Annotated in this window: 18 protein-coding genes and 2 pseudogenes; 10 read left to right on the forward strand and 10 right to left on the reverse strand. The window is 69.8% G+C overall.

The genetic code is table 11. The features are described 5' to 3' along the window. The first annotated feature begins 54 nt into the window (after positions 1 to 54). From Q0Z83_RS26495 to Q0Z83_RS26510, 4 genes are read left to right on the forward strand one after another with little or no spacing between them, the layout of a single operon-like run. Positions 55 to 957 (forward strand): S66 peptidase family protein, encoded by a 903-nt coding sequence (locus tag Q0Z83_RS26495; RefSeq protein WP_317797136.1) that lies wholly within the window; start codon positions 55 to 57, stop codon positions 955 to 957. 37 nt (positions 958 to 994) lie between these two features. After that, positions 995 to 1,201: a hypothetical protein gene (locus Q0Z83_RS26500; protein ID WP_317796711.1), complete on the forward strand. Its 207-nt coding sequence runs from the start codon at positions 995 to 997 to the stop codon at positions 1,199 to 1,201. 22 nt (positions 1,202 to 1,223) lie between these two features. After that, positions 1,224 to 2,678, forward strand: a complete 1,455-nt coding sequence (locus tag Q0Z83_RS26505; RefSeq protein ID WP_317796712.1) for an FAD-dependent oxidoreductase — start codon at positions 1,224 to 1,226, stop codon at positions 2,676 to 2,678. An 18-nt stretch (positions 2,679 to 2,696) separates the two neighbouring features. Next, a complete protein-coding gene (locus tag Q0Z83_RS26510; RefSeq protein ID WP_317796713.1) occupies positions 2,697 to 3,122 on the forward strand; it encodes a cupin domain-containing protein in 426 nt (141 codons plus the stop codon). 7 nt (positions 3,123 to 3,129) lie between these two features. Here the strand turns inward: Q0Z83_RS26510 and Q0Z83_RS26515 are convergent, their stop codons facing one another. Both Q0Z83_RS26515 and Q0Z83_RS26520 read right to left on the reverse strand, forming a co-directional pair. Then, complete coding sequence (locus Q0Z83_RS26515) at positions 3,130 to 3,459, reverse strand: hypothetical protein (protein ID WP_317796714.1); 330 nt, start codon at positions 3,457 to 3,459, stop codon at positions 3,130 to 3,132. 285 nt (positions 3,460 to 3,744) lie between these two features. Next, positions 3,745 to 4,203: a hypothetical protein gene (locus Q0Z83_RS26520; protein ID WP_317796715.1), complete on the reverse strand. Its 459-nt coding sequence runs from the start codon at positions 4,201 to 4,203 to the stop codon at positions 3,745 to 3,747. Positions 4,204 to 4,324: 121 nt separating this feature from the next. Between Q0Z83_RS26520 and Q0Z83_RS26525 the strand changes: the two genes are divergently transcribed. Continuing rightward, positions 4,325 to 5,113, forward strand: a complete 789-nt coding sequence (locus tag Q0Z83_RS26525) for a LamG domain-containing protein (RefSeq protein ID WP_317796716.1) — start codon at positions 4,325 to 4,327, stop codon at positions 5,111 to 5,113. Between the two features lie 150 nt (positions 5,114 to 5,263). After that, positions 5,264 to 5,755, forward strand: a complete 492-nt coding sequence (locus Q0Z83_RS26530) for a transcriptional regulator (protein WP_317796717.1) — start codon at positions 5,264 to 5,266, stop codon at positions 5,753 to 5,755. Between the two features lie 3 nt (positions 5,756 to 5,758). Here Q0Z83_RS26530 and Q0Z83_RS26535 read toward each other — a convergent pair whose 3' ends face one another. Beyond that, on the reverse strand, positions 5,759 to 6,532 hold the full coding sequence (locus Q0Z83_RS26535; RefSeq protein WP_317796718.1) for an RNA ligase family protein: 774 nt from the start codon (positions 6,530 to 6,532) through the stop codon (positions 5,759 to 5,761). 269 nt (positions 6,533 to 6,801) lie between these two features. Here Q0Z83_RS26535 and Q0Z83_RS55905 point away from each other — a divergent pair. The 4 genes and pseudogenes from Q0Z83_RS55905 to Q0Z83_RS26550 form a co-directional block, all read left to right on the forward strand. Further along, positions 6,802 to 7,749, forward strand: a pseudogene (locus Q0Z83_RS55905) (GAF domain-containing protein); the annotation flags it as partial. 150 nt (positions 7,750 to 7,899) lie between these two features. Further along, positions 7,900 to 8,256, forward strand: a complete 357-nt coding sequence (locus tag Q0Z83_RS55910; protein ID WP_378079257.1) for a methyl-accepting chemotaxis protein — start codon at positions 7,900 to 7,902, stop codon at positions 8,254 to 8,256. 13 nt (positions 8,257 to 8,269) lie between these two features. Then, entirely contained in the window at positions 8,270 to 9,055 is a 786-nt protein-coding gene (locus tag Q0Z83_RS26545; protein WP_317796720.1) for an SAM-dependent methyltransferase, read from the forward strand. 114 nt (positions 9,056 to 9,169) lie between these two features. After that, entirely contained in the window at positions 9,170 to 10,462 is a 1,293-nt protein-coding gene (locus Q0Z83_RS26550; RefSeq protein WP_317796721.1) for an RICIN domain-containing protein, read from the forward strand. Between the two features lie 12 nt (positions 10,463 to 10,474). Here the strand turns inward: Q0Z83_RS26550 and Q0Z83_RS26555 are convergent, their stop codons facing one another. From Q0Z83_RS26555 to Q0Z83_RS26585, 7 genes and pseudogenes are all read right to left on the reverse strand, one after another. Then, complete coding sequence (locus Q0Z83_RS26555; RefSeq protein ID WP_317796722.1) at positions 10,475 to 11,548, reverse strand: alpha/beta hydrolase; 1,074 nt, start codon at positions 11,546 to 11,548, stop codon at positions 10,475 to 10,477. Further along, complete coding sequence (locus Q0Z83_RS26560) at positions 11,545 to 12,222, reverse strand: hypothetical protein (protein WP_317796723.1); 678 nt, start codon at positions 12,220 to 12,222, stop codon at positions 11,545 to 11,547. The genes Q0Z83_RS26555 and Q0Z83_RS26560 overlap by 4 nt, the downstream gene beginning before the upstream one ends. Further along, on the reverse strand, positions 12,219 to 13,916 hold the full coding sequence (locus Q0Z83_RS26565; protein WP_317796724.1) for a phosphatidylglycerol lysyltransferase domain-containing protein: 1,698 nt from the start codon (positions 13,914 to 13,916) through the stop codon (positions 12,219 to 12,221). The genes Q0Z83_RS26560 and Q0Z83_RS26565 overlap by 4 nt, the downstream gene beginning before the upstream one ends. A gap of 265 nt (positions 13,917 to 14,181) precedes the next feature. Beyond that, the gene (locus Q0Z83_RS26570; protein ID WP_317796725.1) at positions 14,182 to 14,796 is read right to left on the reverse strand and encodes an FMN reductase; all 615 of its coding nucleotides are present in this window, start codon (positions 14,794 to 14,796) and stop codon (positions 14,182 to 14,184) included. Then, positions 14,793 to 15,314, reverse strand: a pseudogene (locus tag Q0Z83_RS26575) (LLM class flavin-dependent oxidoreductase); the annotation flags it as partial. The gene Q0Z83_RS26570 and the pseudogene Q0Z83_RS26575, both read right to left, overlap by 4 nt. Positions 15,315 to 15,376: 62 nt before the next feature. Next, complete coding sequence (locus tag Q0Z83_RS26580) at positions 15,377 to 16,522, reverse strand: GNAT family N-acetyltransferase (protein WP_317796726.1); 1,146 nt, start codon at positions 16,520 to 16,522, stop codon at positions 15,377 to 15,379. Next, positions 16,519 to 17,745, reverse strand: coding sequence for a cytochrome P450 (locus Q0Z83_RS26585; RefSeq protein WP_317796727.1), 1,227 nt, complete (start codon positions 17,743 to 17,745; stop codon positions 16,519 to 16,521). The genes Q0Z83_RS26580 and Q0Z83_RS26585 overlap by 4 nt, the downstream gene beginning before the upstream one ends. Positions 17,746 to 17,764: the final 19 nt, after the last annotated feature.

Below are 17,764 nucleotides of genomic sequence, written 5' to 3' on the forward strand. Positions count from 1 at the left end.
CCGTTGCCGTCCGCCGTCTCCACCGCCGCCGGTGACACCGCCCGGGCCGGCACGATGATCCGCCCGCGACGTCTCGAACCCGGCGACCTGGTCGCCCTGGTGGCACCGGCCGGCCCGGTCACCGAGGCGCAGGCCGCCGACGCGGCCGGGATCCTGAAATCCTGGGGGCTGCGCACACAGCGCGGCCCGCACGCTCTCGGCCGGCGATCCTTCCTTTCCGGTACGGACGACGAGCGCCGGTCCGACCTGGAGGCGGCCTTCCGCGACCCGGAGGTCCGCGGGATCCTGTGCCTGCGGGGCGGTTACGGCACCCAGCGAATCGTCGACCACCTCGACTACGCCGCGATCCGCGCCGACCCGAAACTGGTGGTCGGCTTCTCCGACATCACCGCCCTGCACCTGGCCCTGTGGCACGAGGCGGGCCTGGCCACGGTCCACGGCCCGACCGGCAGCACCCTGCTGAACGACCCGCCGACCACCGCCGCCGCCCGCCAGTCCCTGACCACCACGACCCCACTGACCATCACCGCCGAGCCCGGCCCCGATCCGGCGCCGCCGGTGGTCGTGCACCATCCCGGTCAGGCGCACGGCACGTTGCTCGGCGGCAACCTCACCCTGCTCGCCGCCACCGCGGGCACCCGTCACCAGCCCGACCTGACCGGCGCGATCCTGCTGCTCGAAGAGGTGAACGAGGCCGCCTACCGCGTCGACCGGATGATCGTCCAGTTGGAACGCTCCGGCTGGTTCGAGGGGTTGGCCGGGGTGGCCGTCGGCTCGTTCACGGCCTGCCCCGGCGCCGACGAGGTCCTGGCCGAACACCTGAACGACCGCGGCATCCCGGTCCTGGCCGGCCTCCCGATCGGCCACGGCCGAACCCAACTGGCCGTCCCTTTGGGAGTCCCGGCCGCTCTGAACGCCGACACCGGAACCCTCACCGTCGAGCCCGCGGTCCACTGATCCCGCGGCCGGCCGGGCCGTACGGGAGGATGGTGGGGTGACTGACGGGGTCTGGGTGGTGTGGCGGCAGGACGACAACGGGAACCGGTTCGTGGTGACGCGGCGGGCGTCCCGGGTGGAGGCCGAAGAGGTGGCGTCCGAGATGGAGGCCCGGGGGCACAAGCAGCTCTACTGGGTGGCGGCCGCCACCGGTGAGCCGTTGACCGACGGCGCGGCACACCAGGAAAGCCCCAAACGGACATAACAGCTTATGTCAGGATGTTTGTATGCTGTTGTCCCGTCGTGGGCTGTTTCGGGCCGGGCTTGTCGGGCTGGCTGCACCGAAGACCGGGTGGCCGGCCGGTCCGAAGGTGATCAGGCCGGGGCCGGAGCCCACGCCGGCCGACTGGCAGGCGCTCGCCGACGGTGTGCAAGGAAGCCTCGAACTTCCCGGGGACGCCGGATATGACGAGGCTCGGCGGCTGTTCTCGCCGCGGTTCGACGCCGTGCTGCCGCCGGCGGTCCTGCGTTGTGCCGGGCCGGCCGACGTGGTCGAGGGGGTGCGGTTCGCGGCCCGGATGGGGCTGCCGATCGTTCCCCGATGCGGCGGGCACTCCTACGTGGGGGCGTCGACCACCGCCGTCGGGCTGGTTCTCGACGTGCGGCCGATGCGGACCGTCGAGTTCGACGCGCCCACCCGGACCGCGACGATCGGTGGCGGCGCGCCGCTCATCGACGTGTACACCGGGCTCGGCGTACACGGGGTGTCGGTTCCGGCGGGCACCTGCGGAAGTGTCGGCATCAGCGGGCTCACCAGCGGCGGCGGCATCGGAGTGGCCGCCTCGGCCTACGGCCTGACCTGCGACAACGTCGTGGCGGCGGACGTGGTGACGGCCGACGGCAACTCCCGGACGGTGGACGCCGAGCGGGAGCCGGAGCTGTTCTGGGGGCTGTGCGGTGGCGGCGGCGGGCGGTTCGGGGTGGTCACGTCCTGGCGGATACGCACCTACCCGGCCGGTACCACGAGCACGTTTCAGCTGACCTATCCGTGGACGGATGCCGCCGCGGTCGCCGCCGGCTGGCAGGCCCGGAACGTCGTGGCGCCGGACGACTGCTGGTCGGCGTGCCAGTTCGTCTCCGACGCGACCGGGACGCCGTCGGTGCGGATCGGCGGCTACGTCCTCGACGGCGACGCCGGGGCCGAGGCCGCCGCCCTGGTCGAGGCGATCGGCCGGGAACCCGCCACGACCGCCGTCGAGAGCAAGCCGCACGTACGGCTACTGCAGGACCGGGCGGCCGGAGCGGCACGGGGCACGCACGTCATCGGCAGTGAGATCTTCACCGGTACGGTGCCGCCCGCCGGAGTGGACGCGCTGATCGCCGTGGTGCAGGCACGGGCCGCGACCCGCCGGCCGGGCCTGGCCAAGCTCAAACGGATGACCGGCGCGCCGGCCCGGGTCAGGGCCGACACCAACGCGTTCCCCTGGCACGGCGCGAGCACCATGCTCCAGTGGCTGGTCGACCTGCCGGCCGCGGATCCCGCCGCGGTGGCCGACGGCTACACGTGGATCGACTCCGGGCATCGCGCGGTGGCACCGTGGTCGTCCGGCCGCTACGTCAACTACCTGGAGCCGGGACCGGTCGACCCGTCCCGTTACCACGGCACCCATCTCGACCGGCTCCGGCGACTCCAGGCCTCGGTCGACCCGGACGGGCTGTTCCGTACGACGTACACCCTGTGAAGGCATAGGATCCGATCCATGGCTTCTGATCTTGTCGAGCGCCTCGGTCTGGAACCGCACCCCGAGGGCGGCTGGTACCGGGAGACCTGGCGTTCACCCGTCACGTTCGAGCCGGACGGCTACGGCGGCCCGCGGCACGCCGCCACGGCCATCTACTTCCTGCTGCACCCGGGCGAGCAGTCGGCCTGGCACGTGGTGCGCTCGGCCGAGCTGTGGTTCTGGCACTCCGGCGGGCCGCTGCTGCTGCGCCGGGGCGGTGCCGGCGAGCAGCCCGCCGACGGTGACGAGGTGCTGCTCGGGCCGGACATCGCCGCCGGTCAGGAGCCGCAGGTGCTGATCCCGCCCGGTGTCTGGCAGGCCGCCGAACCGGCCGGAACCGAACCGGTCCTGGTCAGCTGCGTGGTCGCGCCCGGTTTCGACTTCGCCGACTTCCGCCTGCAGTGACGGCTGATCAGCGGTTCCAGAACCAGCGCCGGTTCCGCCGGTTCCGCCAGGTCATCTCGTCGGCGATCATCGACCGGACGCTGGCCACCGCGATCGTCAACGCGTCACGCAGGCCCGCGCAGGTCCGGCAGTCCGGGCCGCCGTCGCACTCGGTCCGGTGATCGAAGGCGATGTCGGTGATCACCCGGTCCAGGGCGGCACAGGCGTACGTGCCACGGTCGTTCGGGTGCTGCCGGGACAGGATCTCCCGGAACGCCGCTATCTCGTCCTCGCCCGCCGCGTACAGGTGTGCGGCGCTCTCCACCTGCTGTAACGCGTCCCGGGCCGGATCGTTCACCTGCAAGGCACTCCCCCAAGGCCAGGTGACGTGTGGACGGTGAAATTACCGCCACACCGGTTCCGCTCACATGGGCCGGACAGCCGATCCTCCCCATCGAACAAACGACTCCTTCGCCAGTGAGCGCCCGGAACCGTATCAGCACGTCGGGGCCCATGTCAGGCGGGGCACGCCGGTCGATCGCGATGACGAGCGTCGATCGATAGTGGACACTCGCCGAGTCGGAGGCGGAAAACAAGAAACCCCCGGGCCGCGGTACGGGCCGGGGGTTCCACGATCGGGCGGTCAGCGGGTCGACTTGACCGAGTCGTCGTCGACCGCGTGCTCGCTCTGCTCGATGCTGCCGACCAGGGCGTCCACGTCCTGGCAGATGGTCTGGAACTTCAGGATCGCGGTGCGCAGCTCGGCCAGGTGAGAGGCCTCCTCCGGCTGCCCGGCCGAGGCCTGCGCCTGCCGGGTGGAGACCGCCAGCACGTTCGCCGCCGAGGTGATCACCGTGCTCTTCGACGTATTGCCGACAGTCACGATCCGGTTGGCGGTGGCGACGTCGAAATCGTAGCCGCCCTCACCGAGAGTGGCCTGGTTGGCGATGCCACACACGGTCGCGGTCGCCTCGTCCAGGCCGCTGATGGTCACCGCCGGGGCCGCGGTGGCGGCCGGCTCGACGGACTGTCCGCTGGTAGCGCAGCCGGACATCGCCAGAAGGGTGCTGGTGACGACGGCCGCGGTGGTCTTTCCTCGCATGACCGGGAGGCTACCTGCCCCTTACCCTGAACCGGCCCGACCCCCGTTCGGATGTGACGCAGTCGTCCGCATCCTGGGAGTCACGCACCGTCACCGACAACCCCGTGTGGTGGGATGTGGCGTGACCTTCGAAGCGCTGCCCGCGCCGCCGACCCAGGCACCCGACCTGGCCGACGACTTCACCGATCCGGTTCTGCGCGAGGACCGCTGGATCGATCACTACCTGCCGCACTGGAGCACCCCCGAGCGGTCCCGGGCACGCTACGCGCTGGACGGCGACGGGCTGCTGCTGCGGATCGACGAGGACCAGCCGGACTGGCGGCCCGAGGACGCACCACTACGGGTCTCCAACATCCAGACCGGCAACTTCTCCGGTACGGCCGGAACCACTCGCGGCACCCACCGGCACCGGCCGGACGGGCTGGCCGTGCGCACCCCGGACACCACCCGGCTGCTCTGGACGCCGTCGGCCGGTCGGGTGGACGTGACGGTGACCGCCCCCGCCGACCCGGGCGGCATGCTCGCCGTCTGGCTGGTCGGCAGCGAACACCTCAGCCCCCGGGACAGTGGCGAGATCTGCGTCTTCGAGATCGACGCCGAGGCGGTCGGCGACCGGACCACGACCGCGCGGATCGGGATCAAGGCGCACCACGACGACCGTCTACGCACCGACATGACCGAGGTGTCGGTGCCGGTCGACGCGGCAGGCCCGCACACGTGGACCGCGATCTGGGGTCCGGGCGGCACCGTGATCGGCTGCGAAGGAGTGGTCGTCGGAAGGTTCGCGCAGGCCCCGGACTATCCGATGATCCTGATGGTCGACCTCTTCGAGACCGGCGGCCGGTCGGTGAGCGGCCGCTACCCGAGGACGGCTCGGATCCACCGGGTCCGCGGCTGGACCGGGGCCTGATCCCGTACCACATGGGGGTTTTCGAAGGTTTTAAGGTTTGCAGCGTGACGGACGTGACGCAGTGTGCGCGGACACGTTTGCGGGTTCCAGCCGCGTCGTAGTGCTGGAGTGGTTTATGAGACGGCACTCTCGGCGGAGGCGGATCGCGGCATGGAGCACGAAGATCTGGTCAGGGCGGTCACCGCTGCGGTGGCGTTCGGGGTGATGCTGGCCGGGCACTACATCGGCGACCACTGGGTGCAGACGAGCGGTCAGGCGTACGGCAAGGGCCTCGACAACGAGGGCTGCGTCCGGTCGGTGGCGCTCTGGCACTGCGCGAAGCACGTCATGTCATGGACCGCGACCACCACGATCTTCCTGCTCGGCGCCGGCCTGTGGCTGCGGCTGCCGCTCCAGCCGGGCTGGCTCGTCGCCGGGATCGCGGTCAACGCGGTCACCCACTTCATCGCCGACCTGCGCACCCCGCTGATCCGTCTCGGCCGCCGCCTGGGCCGCGGCGGCTACCTCGACCACGTCGGGGTGGTCCGCGCGTCCGGCCCGGCGACGAGCGGACCCGGCACCGGGCTGTTCGAGCTGGACCAGGCCTGGCACATCGGCTGGCTCGCCGTCTCCGCCCTGATCATCGCCGGGCCGCCGGTCTGACCGTCAGCCCCGCGCGGCCCGCCGCTTCAGCGTGCGTGTGTAGTCCTGGAAGCGGGCCTTCGCGATGACCGAACGGTCGGCGGCCCGCAGCACCACACCCTCGGCGGCGCCCAGGCCCGAGTCGTCGAGCGCCACGAGGGTCCGGGGCAGCCGCTCGGCCAGGAACGCGCTCATCCCCTCGACCGTCGCCGGGAGTTCGGCGGCGTCGACGGTGAACAGCCGCGGTGTCAGGTCGAGCCCGGTCGCCGACAACTCGTCCTCACCCAGGTAGGCCTGGCCACCGCCCTCCCGCCACGCCGAGATCCGCTGCGGCGCCCAGGTCAGCCGCTCGTCGAGGTCGTCGACGAGCGCCACATCGAAGAGCCGCCAGCCGTGCGCGCCGCGGGCCGAATACTGCTTGGCCTGACCGCCGATCCTGCCGCCGTACAGCTCCAGGTAGTAGACCCGGAGGCCGTCGCCGCCGGAACCGGCCAGCTGCTCGGCCAGGGGCCGCAGGTGCTGCACGATGCCGAGGGCCGGATTGCCGATCAGGTCACCCTGCGCGTAGAGCAGCTCCTCCCGGGAGCCGAGCAGGTAGGAGCCGTCCGGCAGGACGATGATCCGCGAGTTGGTGCCGTCGACCTTCTCGGTGCCGAGGACCGCCCCGGTGAACGGGACCGGCTGCTCGGTGAGGCCGCCGTTGCTCGGGTCGAGGGCGTGGTAGGTGGGGATCGACGGGTATTTGGTCAGTGAATTGAGCGCGGCCAGATCCACCGCACGGACATCGAAGCCGGACATGCCGAGATGCTCGCAAGCCGGCCGGGTCCACGGCGATCGGTTTTCGGCGTACGTTGCGAAGGCGTTGCCCTGACCTTTTCCGTCGGGGCTCGTCACGCTCAAGAGCAGCGGGTGCGACCCGAAGATGAGGCTGAGTGGCGCCGGGCCACTCCCCGCTCGGAGGAGCCTGCATGTTCGGACCGCGGAAGCCGCACGCCATCACCCGACTCCAGTCGGAGCTCGCCGAGGCGGCCGCGGACGTCGAAGCGGTCACCGCGATCGTGTCGGCCATGGAGAAGGTCACCTCGCCCGACGAGGCGATCGCCGCGATTCTGCGGCTGGTGCGGCAGCGGTTCGGGTGGGCGTACGGCTCCTACTGGCAGCTCGACCACAACGCCGGGGTGCTGCGGTTCGCGCAGGACAGCGGGACCGTCAACGAGGACTTCCGGAAGGTGACCCTGACCGCGTCGTTCGCCGAGGGGGTGGGCCTGTCGGGACGCGCGTGGCGTACCCGTGACCTGGTCTTCGTTCCTGATCTCGCCGAGGTGAAGGACTGCGTGCGGGCGCCCGACGCGCTGCGGGCCGGGGTGCGCAGCGGCATCTGCTTCCCGATCATCGAGGCCGGCCGGGTGGTCGGCACGATGGACTTCTTCACCACCGAACGACTCGACCCGTCCGAGGGCCGGCTGTCGGCGCTGCGGGCGATCGGGGTGCTCGCCTCGGCCACGTTGGTGCGCCTGCACGAGCTGGTCCAGCAGGAGAAGACCGCGCAGGACGTGGAGGCGGTGTCCACCGTCATCCGCCAGATGACCCAGGCGACCAGCCGGGACGAGGCGCTGCGGTCGGCGCTGGAGACGATCCGCCGCGACTTCGACTGGCAGTACGGCTCGTTCTGGGCGCTCGACGAGGGCGACCAGGTGCTGCGGTTCGCCCTGGAGTCCGGCGACGCCGGCGCGGAGTTCCGGCAGGTGACGATGACCGCGTCGTTCGCCCGGGGGGTCGGCCTGTCCGGTCGCGCCTGGGACCGCGGCGACTTGGTCTTCGTCGAGGATCTCGGGGAGCTGACCGACTGTGTCCGACGCCCGGCGGCACAGGCGGTCGGGGTCAAATCGGGCGTCTGCCTGCCGATCAAGGTCGGTGGCCGGATCGTCGGCACGATGGACTTCTTCGCCACCCGGACGCTGATCATGTACCCGGGTCGGGAGAGCGCCCTGCGCAACACGGCGTTCCTGGTCGGGCAGGCTCTGGAGCGGTTCGCCTCGACCGAGCAGCTGCACCAGGCCGGTCGGGACCTGCTCGACTCGATCGCCGAGGTGGAGCGCAACGTCACGTCCGCGTCGGCCGTCGCGGAGAACAGCGAGAGCCTGGCGGCCGAGGCGAACGAGCAAGTGGCGGCACTCGGCCAGGCCAGCACCGAGATCAACAACGTGGTCCGGGCGATCCAGACGATCGCGGCGCAGACCAAGTTGCTCGCGCTGAACGCGACCATCGAGGCGGCCCGGGCCGGTGAGTCGGGCAAGGGGTTCGCCGTGGTCGCGGGCGAGGTCAAGGAGCTGTCCACGGAGACCGAGCGGGCCACCGACGAGGTCAGCGCCAAGGTGAACGCGATCCAGGCGAGGGTCGACGCGGTGACCGCCTCGCTGGCCCAGATCCACCACGCGGTCGACGAGATCAACCAGACCCAGCGGCTGATCAGCGGCGTCCTCAAGGAGCAGGTCGCGGTCACCGGCGCGATCCTGAACTGAGTATCCTCTATGGATGACCGAGGGCCTGGACACCGGGCGGCCACACCCCGCCCGGGTGTATGACGTGCTGCTGGGCGGCAAGGACAACTTCGCCGCGGATCGAGCGGCCGCCGCGGAGGGGCTGAAGGTCAATCCGAACGCCGCCACCGCGCCCCGGCAGAACCGGGCGTTCCTGCGGCGGACCGTGCGTTTTCTCGCCGAGTCGGGGGTGCGGCAGTTCCTGGACATCGGGACCGGGCTGCCCACCTCACCGAACGTGCACGAGGTCGCTCAGTCGGTGGACCCGGCGGCGCGGGTCGTCTACGCCGACAACGATCCGCTGGTGCTGGCACACGCCCGGGGGCTGCTGACGAGCTCACCCGAGGGGCGGACCGCGTATGTCGACGGCGACCTGCGGGATCCGGCGAAGATCCTGGCCGGCGCGCGGGACGTGCTGGATTTCGGGCAGCCGGTCGCGGTATTACTCTTCGCCGTCCTGCACTTCCTGGCCGACGACGACGAGCCGTACCGGATCGTCGACGAGCTGACGGCCGGGCTGGCGCCGGGCAGCCACCTGGTGATCTCGCACATCACCGCCGACCACGATCCGGAGTCGTGGGCCCGGTTCGCCGAGGTGATGCGCCGGCAGGGGATCACCTCGCGGCTGCGTGACCACGCCGAGGTGTCCCGGTTCTTCGCCGGGCTGGAGCTGGTCGATCCGGGGGTGCTGCCGATCGCCCGCTGGCGGCCGGACGAGGTGGTCGAGTTCACCGACGCGCAGGTCGCCCTCTACGGCGGGGTGGCCCGCAAGGCTGGTTAGGAAGATGTTTTAACTATTAGGACTGTTAACCTTGCGAGGCCGGGTATCGATACCTGAGGATGAACGCCAAGCGGCGCCGCCCTCCCCGCCCCTCCGTCCTCCGAGGTATCCACGTTGGCCACAAAGCTGCTCAAACGCGCCCTGGTGGCGTCGTTGGCCCTGCTCACCGCAGTCACCACCGGCCTGCTCGCCCACACCGTCCAGGCGACCGCCGCGGCACCGTTCAAGGTGCTCGCCTTCTACAACGGCACCTGGGACGCCGCGCACATCGACTTCGACAAAGAGGCCCGGGACTGGTTCCCCCGGGCCGGCGCCCAGTACGGCTTCACCTGGGAGGCCACCACCGACTGGAGCCGACTGAGCGCCACCGGCCTGGCCGGATACCAGGTGATCATGTTCCTGGACGACGGGCCGCCGGCCGAGCGCCGGGCCGCGTTCCAGACGTACATGCAGAACGGCGGCGGGTTCCTCGGGTTCCACGTGAGCGCGTTCACCACCAGCGCGAGCTCCTGGAGCTGGTACTACAACACGTTCCTGGGCTCGGGGAACTTCGCCACCAACACGTGGGGGCCGACCGCCGAGACCCTGCGGATCGACAACCGGAACCACCCGTCCACGGCCGGGCTGCCCGCCACCATCCAGTCGTCGGTCAGCGAGTGGTACTCGTGGAGCAACGACCTGCGCCAGAACCCGAACATCGACGTCCTGGCCTCGCTCGACGCGTCCACCTTCCCGGTCGGGACAGACCCGAACCAGCAGTGGCGCAGCGGCTACTACCCGATCCTGTGGACCAACAAGAACTACAAGATGCTGTACGCCAACTTCGGCCACAACGGCATGAACTACGAGACCAACACGCGGACGTCGTCGACGTTCGACAGCGCACAGCAGAACCAGTGGCTGATCCAGGGTCTGCAGTGGCTGGGCGGCCAGAATCCGACCACCCCGCCGACCTCGCCTCCGCCCACCGACAGCCCGATCGACCCGGCCGCCTGGTACCCGGTCACCAACCGCAACAGCGGCAAGTGCCTCGACGCCCGCGCGGCCGGAACCGTCAACGGCACCGCCATCCAGCAGTACACCTGCAATGGCTCGAACGCGCAGCAGTACCAGTTCGCCAGTGCCGGCAACGGATACGTCCGGATCAACAACCGCGGCAACGCGACCCAGGTCCTCGACGTGACGGGCGTTTCCACGGCCGACAATGCCAAGATCCAGACTTGGGCGTACGGCGGTGGCACCAACCAGCAGTGGCAGCCCGTCGCCGAGGGCGGCGGTCACTACCACTTCGTCAACCGCAACAGCGGCAAGTGCCTGGACGTACCGGCCGCGAGCACGGCCGACAGCGTCCAGCTCGTCCAGTACACCTGCAACGGAACGGCCGCCCAGAGCTTCCGCCTGGGGTGACGACCGGTTCCTCTACCGCCCGGCTGTGCCGACTGGCACAGCCGGGCGCGCCAGTCGTGCCGACAGCCAGTCCAGGGCCGGGGCCTCCATCTGACGCCACGTCGCGTGGCTGTGCCCGCCGTGCGCCACCACCGCGGTCTCCACCGTCAGCGGCGGCCGGGCCGCCTCCACGACCTGCTGCGAGCCGAGGCGGGCGTTCTTCTCATCCGCGGCCCAGCCGATCCAGAGTGCGACGTCCGGTGCCGGCAGGTGACGCAGGCGCCAGGCGATGTCGTTCGTGGTGTTCTCACTCTGGTCGCCGACCTTGATGCCGGGCCCGGCCAGCCCGGAGAGGGCAGCGGCGGCCGAGTACCGGTCCGGGTGTTTGAGGGCGAGGTTCATCGCACAGTACGCCCCGGCCGAGTATCCGATCAGTCCCCACGCCTCCCGCTCGCCACGTACCCGCAGGTGGGACAGCGCCCAGGCGGGCACGTCCCGCGTGACATAGGTTTCGGCCTTCGGCCCGTCGGTGAGGTCGAGACACTCGGTGTCGAGCAGACGATCGGGTGTCTGATAGGGCAGGAGCACCACGGTCGGCGCCATCCGCCCGGCCGCGATCTCCCGGTCCAGGTGTCCGGCGATGTCGAGCCGGCGGGCCCAGGTCTCCGGTGTGCCCGGATAGCCGTGCAGCGCCTCGATCACCGGGAACGCGACCGTCTGCTGTGCCGGGTCGAAGTAGGCGGCGGGCAGGTACACCAGCATCGGCATGTGCATGCCGCTGGCCGGCCCCGGCACCTGATAGGTCACCAGACGGCCCTGGCCCGGCTCGCTGTCGTGCGACTCCGGCGGGACGGTCTCGTCGAGGTCCGGCTCGTCGAGGCCGGGGCCGTCCGGGGTGGCACCGGCCAGCGAGTCCCAGCTCGGATACGCCTCGGTGAGCCGGTTGAGCTGCAGCGCCGCGGTACCGGCGAGACTCATCACGACGGCGAACGCCAGCAGGGCCCGCCAGACGATCCGCAGCCGGTCCCATGACAGGGCCAGCCCGGCGGTGAGGGCCAGGACGAGCAGCACCGCCAGGGTGATCGTCGCTGCCGAGTCGATGCTCACGACGGCAACCGCATCGGAGCGGCCAGCGGCGGCGGTGACATCCGTACCGCCTCGTCGAAGTCGGCGAAGGCGGCGTGCGCCGGCCACGCGGTGGCGAGCTTCCGCCACGCCGGGGCCGCCACGACCGCGATGCCGTCGGTGGCTCGGGCGTCGCGGGACAGGACGGCGGACAACCCGGACAGGGTCGCCGCATCGGTCTTCCCGGTCGGCACCAGGACGACCGTCAGCACGCCGGTGGCCCGGGCGGCGGTGTGCTTGACGGCGGTCAGGGCGTCCTCGGTGGTGAGCACCACGACGACCGGGAAACGCCGGTCCGGGAGCCGGGCGTAGTCGGACCCGGCGATCAGCGCAGGCGGTACGGCCAGGTGCCAGCCGGCGGCCTCCGGGGGCGACCAGACGACCGTGCCGGCGTCCAGTGAGCGGTCGAGCCGCCCCGACTCGGTCGGCTCGGTCACCGTGGCGGCCGTCGCGTCACCGACGAGCGACCGCCAGGACGGGTAGAAGCTCTCGGCCCGGTTGGCGGTCAGCGCGATCGCGAGCACGGTCAGGACCTCGACCAGCACCAGGCCGGTGATCCGGGCCGGCATCCGGCGCCACAGCCGTACCGTGGCCACCGCCGCCGCGACAAGCAGGGACCAGGCGCTCAGGATCAGCGGCAATCCGGTCAGGCTCACGCGGCACCGGAGGGACGGCGGGAACCCGGGCCGGGCAGGAAGGACTCCGCGGTCAGCGCGGCGATCGCGATCCGGGGCAGGTCACGTGCGGACGGGAAACACAGGAAACGCGGCTGCCAGTCCGGCTGGTACTTGGCGTTGGCCCGGTAGAGCGACTCGATCTGCCACAGCCGGGACGCGGCCCGCAGGATCCGCGACCAGAGCCGGATCACCGGCCCGGCGCCCAGCTCCTCGGCCCGGGCGAAGACCGACCGCAGCACGGCGAAGTTGAGGGAGATCCGGGCCACCCCCAGCCCGGCCGCGGCCTCGATCACCGAGACGACCATCAGCTCGGTCAAGCCGTTCGGCGCGGTCCGGTCACCGCGCATCAGGTCCAGCGACAGTCCCCGCCGGCCCCACGGGACCAGTTGCAGCAGACCGCGCAGGGCACCGGCCTCGTCCCGGCAGAGCACCAGCACACACTCGCCGTCGGCCGGGTCGCCCAGCCGCGACAACGCCATCGAGAAGCCCCGCTCCACCTTGCCCTCGCGCAGCGCGGTGGCACAGGCCATCGCCTCGGTGAGAGTCTCCGCGGACAGGTCGCGCTGGCGGAGCACGGTGCACGTGTAGCCGGCCCGCCGGATCCGGGCCACCGCCTGCCGTACGCCACGCATCGGCCGGCCCTCCAGGGTGAAACCGGCGACCTCCACGATCGCCTCGTCACCCAGCTCGATCACGTCGAGGCCGGCCTTCTGGTAGGCGCGGCCACCGGCGGTACCGCAGGCCAGCACGGCCGGGGTCCAGCCGTGCGCGGCGCACTCGGCCAACCACTCGGCGATCGCCCGGGGCCACTCCGACCCCAGGCCGATCGGGTCGCCGGAGGCCAGGCTCACCCCGTTGACCACGCGGTACGCCACGGCGGCCCGACCCGAGGGCGCCCAGACCAGTTGCTTGTCCTGACGTAGGGCGAAGTAGCCGAGGGAGTCGCCGTCACCGTGCCGGTCCAGCATCTCGCGCAGGCGGACGTCCTCGTCGGCGGGCTCGCGCCGGGTGCCGGTGCTCGGCCGCAGGAGCAACAGCCCACCGGACGCGAACGCCAGCAGCCCGAACGCGCCGGTGGTGATCGACACGGTGAGGTCACCCAGCGGATAGACGAACCGGACCGGACCGGTGACCCCGATCAGACCGAGGGCGGCATGTTCGGCCCAGCTCCACACCCCGAAGTGGCCGTCCAGGTGGTTACCGCGCACCGCGATCTCGGCGAACCCGAGCACGAACCCGGCACCGAGGAACGTGGCGCACGCCCGCACGGCCCGCCACCGGTTGCGCGGATCGTCCGGAGCGGTGAACTCGTCGCGCTGCCACACCAGCACCACGACGATCGACCCGGCGATCAGGACCGGGACCAGGCCGCCCTTGACCAGGTGCAGGACGACACTGATCAACGACAGGACGAGCGCCACCTGCCAGGCGCGGTGTTTGCCCCGGCGCAGCCCGGAACCGAGGTAGACCAGCAGCACGCCGATGACGGCGGACGCGATCCGGGCGGTGAGCAGCCCGGCGGTGGGCACCATGTCGGCGAGCAGTGTCACCCGCTGGTGGTGCCGTGGCGGGAGCACCGACATCACCGCGCCGACCGTGCCGACGAACTGCACCAGCCGGGCGACCATCCGCCGTGACGACGGCGGGCGTGACCATCGAGCGGGTGCCTCCACCTCGCCCGACTGTTCCGCCCTGCTCGCTTGCCGTACCGATGACATTCGTCTCTCCCCGTCCCCCGCTGCATGCAGCATGCCCGCCTCGCGCAAGCCGAGAGGCCAAGCCATCCTGCCCGCCGACTCGTGGTCGCCAAGGGGCGCGACGGCATGCCAGCCGATCGGCGGGGATGATCCCGCCGACCGGCGTGGGACGCGCCGATGCGAATCGGCGCGGGACTCCGGGGGTGTCCCGGTGTCCCGCGCCGATCGTCGGTGGTGGTGGTCAGAGGTTCTTCAGCAGGTCCTCGAAGTCCGCGGTCAGCGCGAACGGGTCGGTGACCACGGCGGGTTCGCGGCGTTCGACCTCGCGGGCGAGTTCGGCGGCGGCGCGGTCGATGCGGGCGCGCAGCGGGCCCTCGACCGAGTTCGCGCCCCAGTCGTCGCTGGCGGCGAAGACCGAGGTCGGGATGATCGCCGCGCGCAGGTAGGAGAAGAGCGGCCGCATGGCGTGTTCCAGGACCAGCGAGTGGCGGGCCGTGCCGGCCGTGGCGGCGAGCAGAACCGGCTTGTCGACCAGGGCGTCCTTGTCGAGGACGTCGAAGAACGACTTGAACAGTCCGCTGTAGCTCGCCGAGAACACCGGGGTGACGGTGATCAGGGCGTCGGCCGCGGTGACCGCCTCCTGGGCCTGTTTGAGCGAGGTGCCGGGGAAGCCGGTGAGCATGTTGTCGGTGATCTCGTGGGCCAGGTCGCGCAGCTCGATGAACTGGACGTCGAGGGTGACGCCGAGCCGGGCGGCGGCGCCGGCCGCCGCCGCCGACAGCTGGTCGGCGAGCAGGCGGGTCGACGACGGCTGGCTCAGGCCCGCGCTGATGACGACGAGCTTGCGCTGCTTCATGCCTTCACTTCTTCCTTGGCGGCGTCGCGGGCGGCGAGCAGGGAGGCGTGGGTGGGTGCGTCCGGCACGTGGGCCGGCTTGCGGGCGGCGAACTCCTTGCGCAGTACCGGGACCACCTCGGAGCCGAGCAGGTCGAGCTGCTCGAGGACGGTCTTGACCGGCAGGCCGGCGTGGTCGAGCAGGAACAGCTGGCGCTGGTAGTCGCCGACGTACTCGCGGAAGCCGAGGGTCTTGTCGATGACCTGCTGCGGGCTGCCGACGGTCAGCGGCGTCTCGCGGGTGAAGTCCTCCAGCGACGGGCCGTGGCCGTAGACCGGGGCGTTGTCGAAGTAGGGGCGGAACTCCTTGACCGCGTCCTGGCTGTTCCTACGCATGAACACCTGCCCGCCGAGGCCGACGATGGCCTGGTCGGCCGAGCCGTGCCCGTAGTGCTCGAACCGCTGCCGGTAGAGCTGCACCATCCGCTGGGTGTGCGACGCCGGCCAGAAGATGTGGTTGGCGAAGAACCCGTCGGCGTACTTCATCAATCGTCACGGAGGAGACAGATCAACCGATAGTCACCCATTTGCGGAACGGCGCACTAGGTCCAGGTTCCCGGCGACCATTCTTTCACCGTCTCGGTGATCACCGATTCATCAAGATCTCGGATGGGGCCAAGGACTCGTTGTTCCGCGACCGCGTAGTCGATGCGATCGAACCCGGACTGATCAGCGTCCAGAACAACCGCCCAGAGCGGATGAAGTTTCGCGCCCTTGAAGACTTTTGTCTGAAACGAGTCGCAACCGTAGTTGATGGATCGAACGCCATTCTCAGCAGCAAAATCTATTGCCGCATAGTAGGTGAGGTTGAAATAGAGAGCGGCCTCACGAGCAACGGTATAGTCAAAACCAACCGAGCGTGCATAGAGAACGTCTCGCGACCTAACAAAATGCGCGAACCCCACCATTTCATCTCCGAGATAAGCGCAGAACACCCTATTCATTCCCACCGTGTTCTCCGCCTGCCTCCGAAAACGTTCCACCTCTTCGACCGGGTCGACCACGCGACCGTACCGGTCAAGCAATGCCGCCGAGAGCCGGCCAATCTTCTGATAACAATCAGTAAGCGTGGCGACCTCCAACCGGCATCCGCTGCGGGCGAAGCGCTCCATATCGTGACGCACTGACGCTCGCCTCTTCCGCGGCAGGCTGTCAACGTGTGACCGAAGTCCGCCGTCCGGCACGGTGACGATCGCCTCGGCGTCGACCACAAACCTGCGGTCAGTTGGTTTTAGAGCCGACCCCAGCCTCTCCATCGCGGTATCCGGCAGGTACAGAATGGCGGCTACCGCATCGACCTCAGCGCGACGGCGGCGTATCTCTTCGACGATCGCCGACACGGCGGCACTACGCTCATCATCAGGTGTGGCATCGTTCGCCAGAATATCGGTCAGGTATCCTTCCCGACACCCCCCGAGCAGGACTGGCCGACGCTTCCCCTGCCACTGATCCCGCAATAGCCAATGAGGGTCATAATATCGCGGCACTTCATCAGCGAAAAAGTATGTGGGCAAGGCAGCGATCGTGGTTCTGCGCTGCTGCGCGACCAGATAACTTGCTTCCGCGTCACGATGGGTCTGCACATAGGCCAACCAGTGGTAACCCGAGAAGGCTGAACCCTGACCGGACACCGAAGCCCAGTCATCGATGCCGATCTCCCGAATGTCGCGGAACGTACTCAGCTTCAACGGCACTTCTTTCCTTCCCCGCTGGGCATCATGGAATGCGTCATCACCGGCAGGTATGCGGGGCCGCGCAGGTACTGGGAGTCCATCCAGCGCACCGCTTCCTTGTCGACCTCCAGCAACGGGAACCTGGCGATCAGGGCCTCCATCGCCACGGTGGCCTCCATCCGAGCCAGCCCGGTACCCGCACAGTGGTGGTCACCTGTACCGAAGGCAAGATGCCGGTTCGGGCGGCGGTCGAGGACGAGTCGATCTGGGTCGTGGAATCGGGCCGGGTCGCGGTTGGCGGAACCGAGAGCGAACAACAGAAGCTCCCCGGCCGGAACCTGGACGCCGTCTACCCTCACAGGCTCGTACGTGGCCCGGACGACGATACACGCCGGACCGTCGAATCGAAGGATCTCCTCGATGGCCGAGGGCATCAATTCCGGACGTGTTCGCAGAAGGTCGGCTTGTTCCGGGGCATCGGACAACGCCAGGACTCCGTTCCCCACGAGGGCCGCCGACGTCTCGATACCGGACAGGAACAACAGCATGATGGTGGCGACCAACTGCTGATCTGTCAGCGTCTCGTCGGCTCCGGCGATGAGGCCAGTGAGAAAATCATCCGCGGGCTGCCGCCGGCGCCTGCTGATCCCGCCGATGATGCAGTCGGCCAAAGCGTCGAAGGCGGCGTCACCGATTGCCTGCGTGCCGGCGTCAACACCGGGTTCCAGTACTGCCCCGATAGCATCCGACCACTGCAAGAGAGTCTGCGTTCCCGGGCTATCCAGCCCGAGAACGGATGCGACTGCTGCCACCGGGAAGGTACGGGCAAAGCCAGTCATCAGGTCGAATGAGCCGTCGGCCGGTGCTGCGTCAAGAAGATCCTCGGCGATCCGGCGCATCGGCTCCCGGAGGCTGGCGACGGCTTTGGGAGTGAAACCGGGCTGGACCAAGCGCCGCCACTGGCGGTGGATGGACGGCAGCCGACACTCGGTCCAAAGGTCCATATAGCGCTGAGACGCACTGCTCGGAACTCCCGGATCACTCCCGTCGTTCAGGAGCCGGAGGTCTTTACCGGTTCGCGGGTCACGAAGGAGTTGTTCTGCCGCTGCGTGGGTCACCACGAGCCAGCCACCGGAGACTTCTCGATGCACGGGCCCGGCGTGGCGCAGTTCTTCCCATAGCGGGTAGGGATCCGAACGGAATTCCTTTCGACCGAAGTCGACTTGCCGAACTGCCATTGTCGTCCTTATCTGCCGC

Source organism: Actinoplanes sichuanensis, from assembly GCF_033097365.1.
In the GTDB taxonomy this organism is placed as follows: Bacteria; Actinomycetota; Actinomycetes; order Mycobacteriales; family Micromonosporaceae; genus Actinoplanes; species Actinoplanes sichuanensis.

Excerpts from the sequence above, each read along its gene's own strand:
- Q0Z83_RS26510 (WP_317796713.1), top strand. The coding sequence starts at position 2,697 with ATGGCTTCTGATCTTGTCGAGCGCCTCGGTCTGGAACCGCACCCCGAG.
- Q0Z83_RS26570 (WP_317796725.1), bottom strand. The coding sequence starts at position 14,796 with ATGAAGCAGCGCAAGCTCGTCGTCATCAGCGCGGGCCTGAGCCAGCCG.
- Q0Z83_RS26530 (WP_317796717.1), top strand. The coding sequence starts at position 5,264 with ATGGAGCACGAAGATCTGGTCAGGGCGGTCACCGCTGCGGTGGCGTTC.
- Q0Z83_RS26585 (WP_317796727.1), bottom strand. The coding sequence starts at position 17,745 with ATGGCAGTTCGGCAAGTCGACTTCGGTCGAAAGGAATTCCGTTCGGAT.
- Q0Z83_RS26495 (WP_317797136.1), top strand. The coding sequence starts at position 55 with ATGATCCGCCCGCGACGTCTCGAACCCGGCGACCTGGTCGCCCTGGTG.
- Q0Z83_RS26545 (WP_317796720.1), top strand. The coding sequence starts at position 8,270 with ATGACCGAGGGCCTGGACACCGGGCGGCCACACCCCGCCCGGGTGTAT.
- Q0Z83_RS26520 (WP_317796715.1), bottom strand. The coding sequence starts at position 4,203 with ATGCGAGGAAAGACCACCGCGGCCGTCGTCACCAGCACCCTTCTGGCG.
- Q0Z83_RS26505 (WP_317796712.1), top strand. The coding sequence starts at position 1,224 with ATGCTGTTGTCCCGTCGTGGGCTGTTTCGGGCCGGGCTTGTCGGGCTG.
- Q0Z83_RS26535 (WP_317796718.1), bottom strand. The coding sequence starts at position 6,532 with ATGTCCGGCTTCGATGTCCGTGCGGTGGATCTGGCCGCGCTCAATTCA.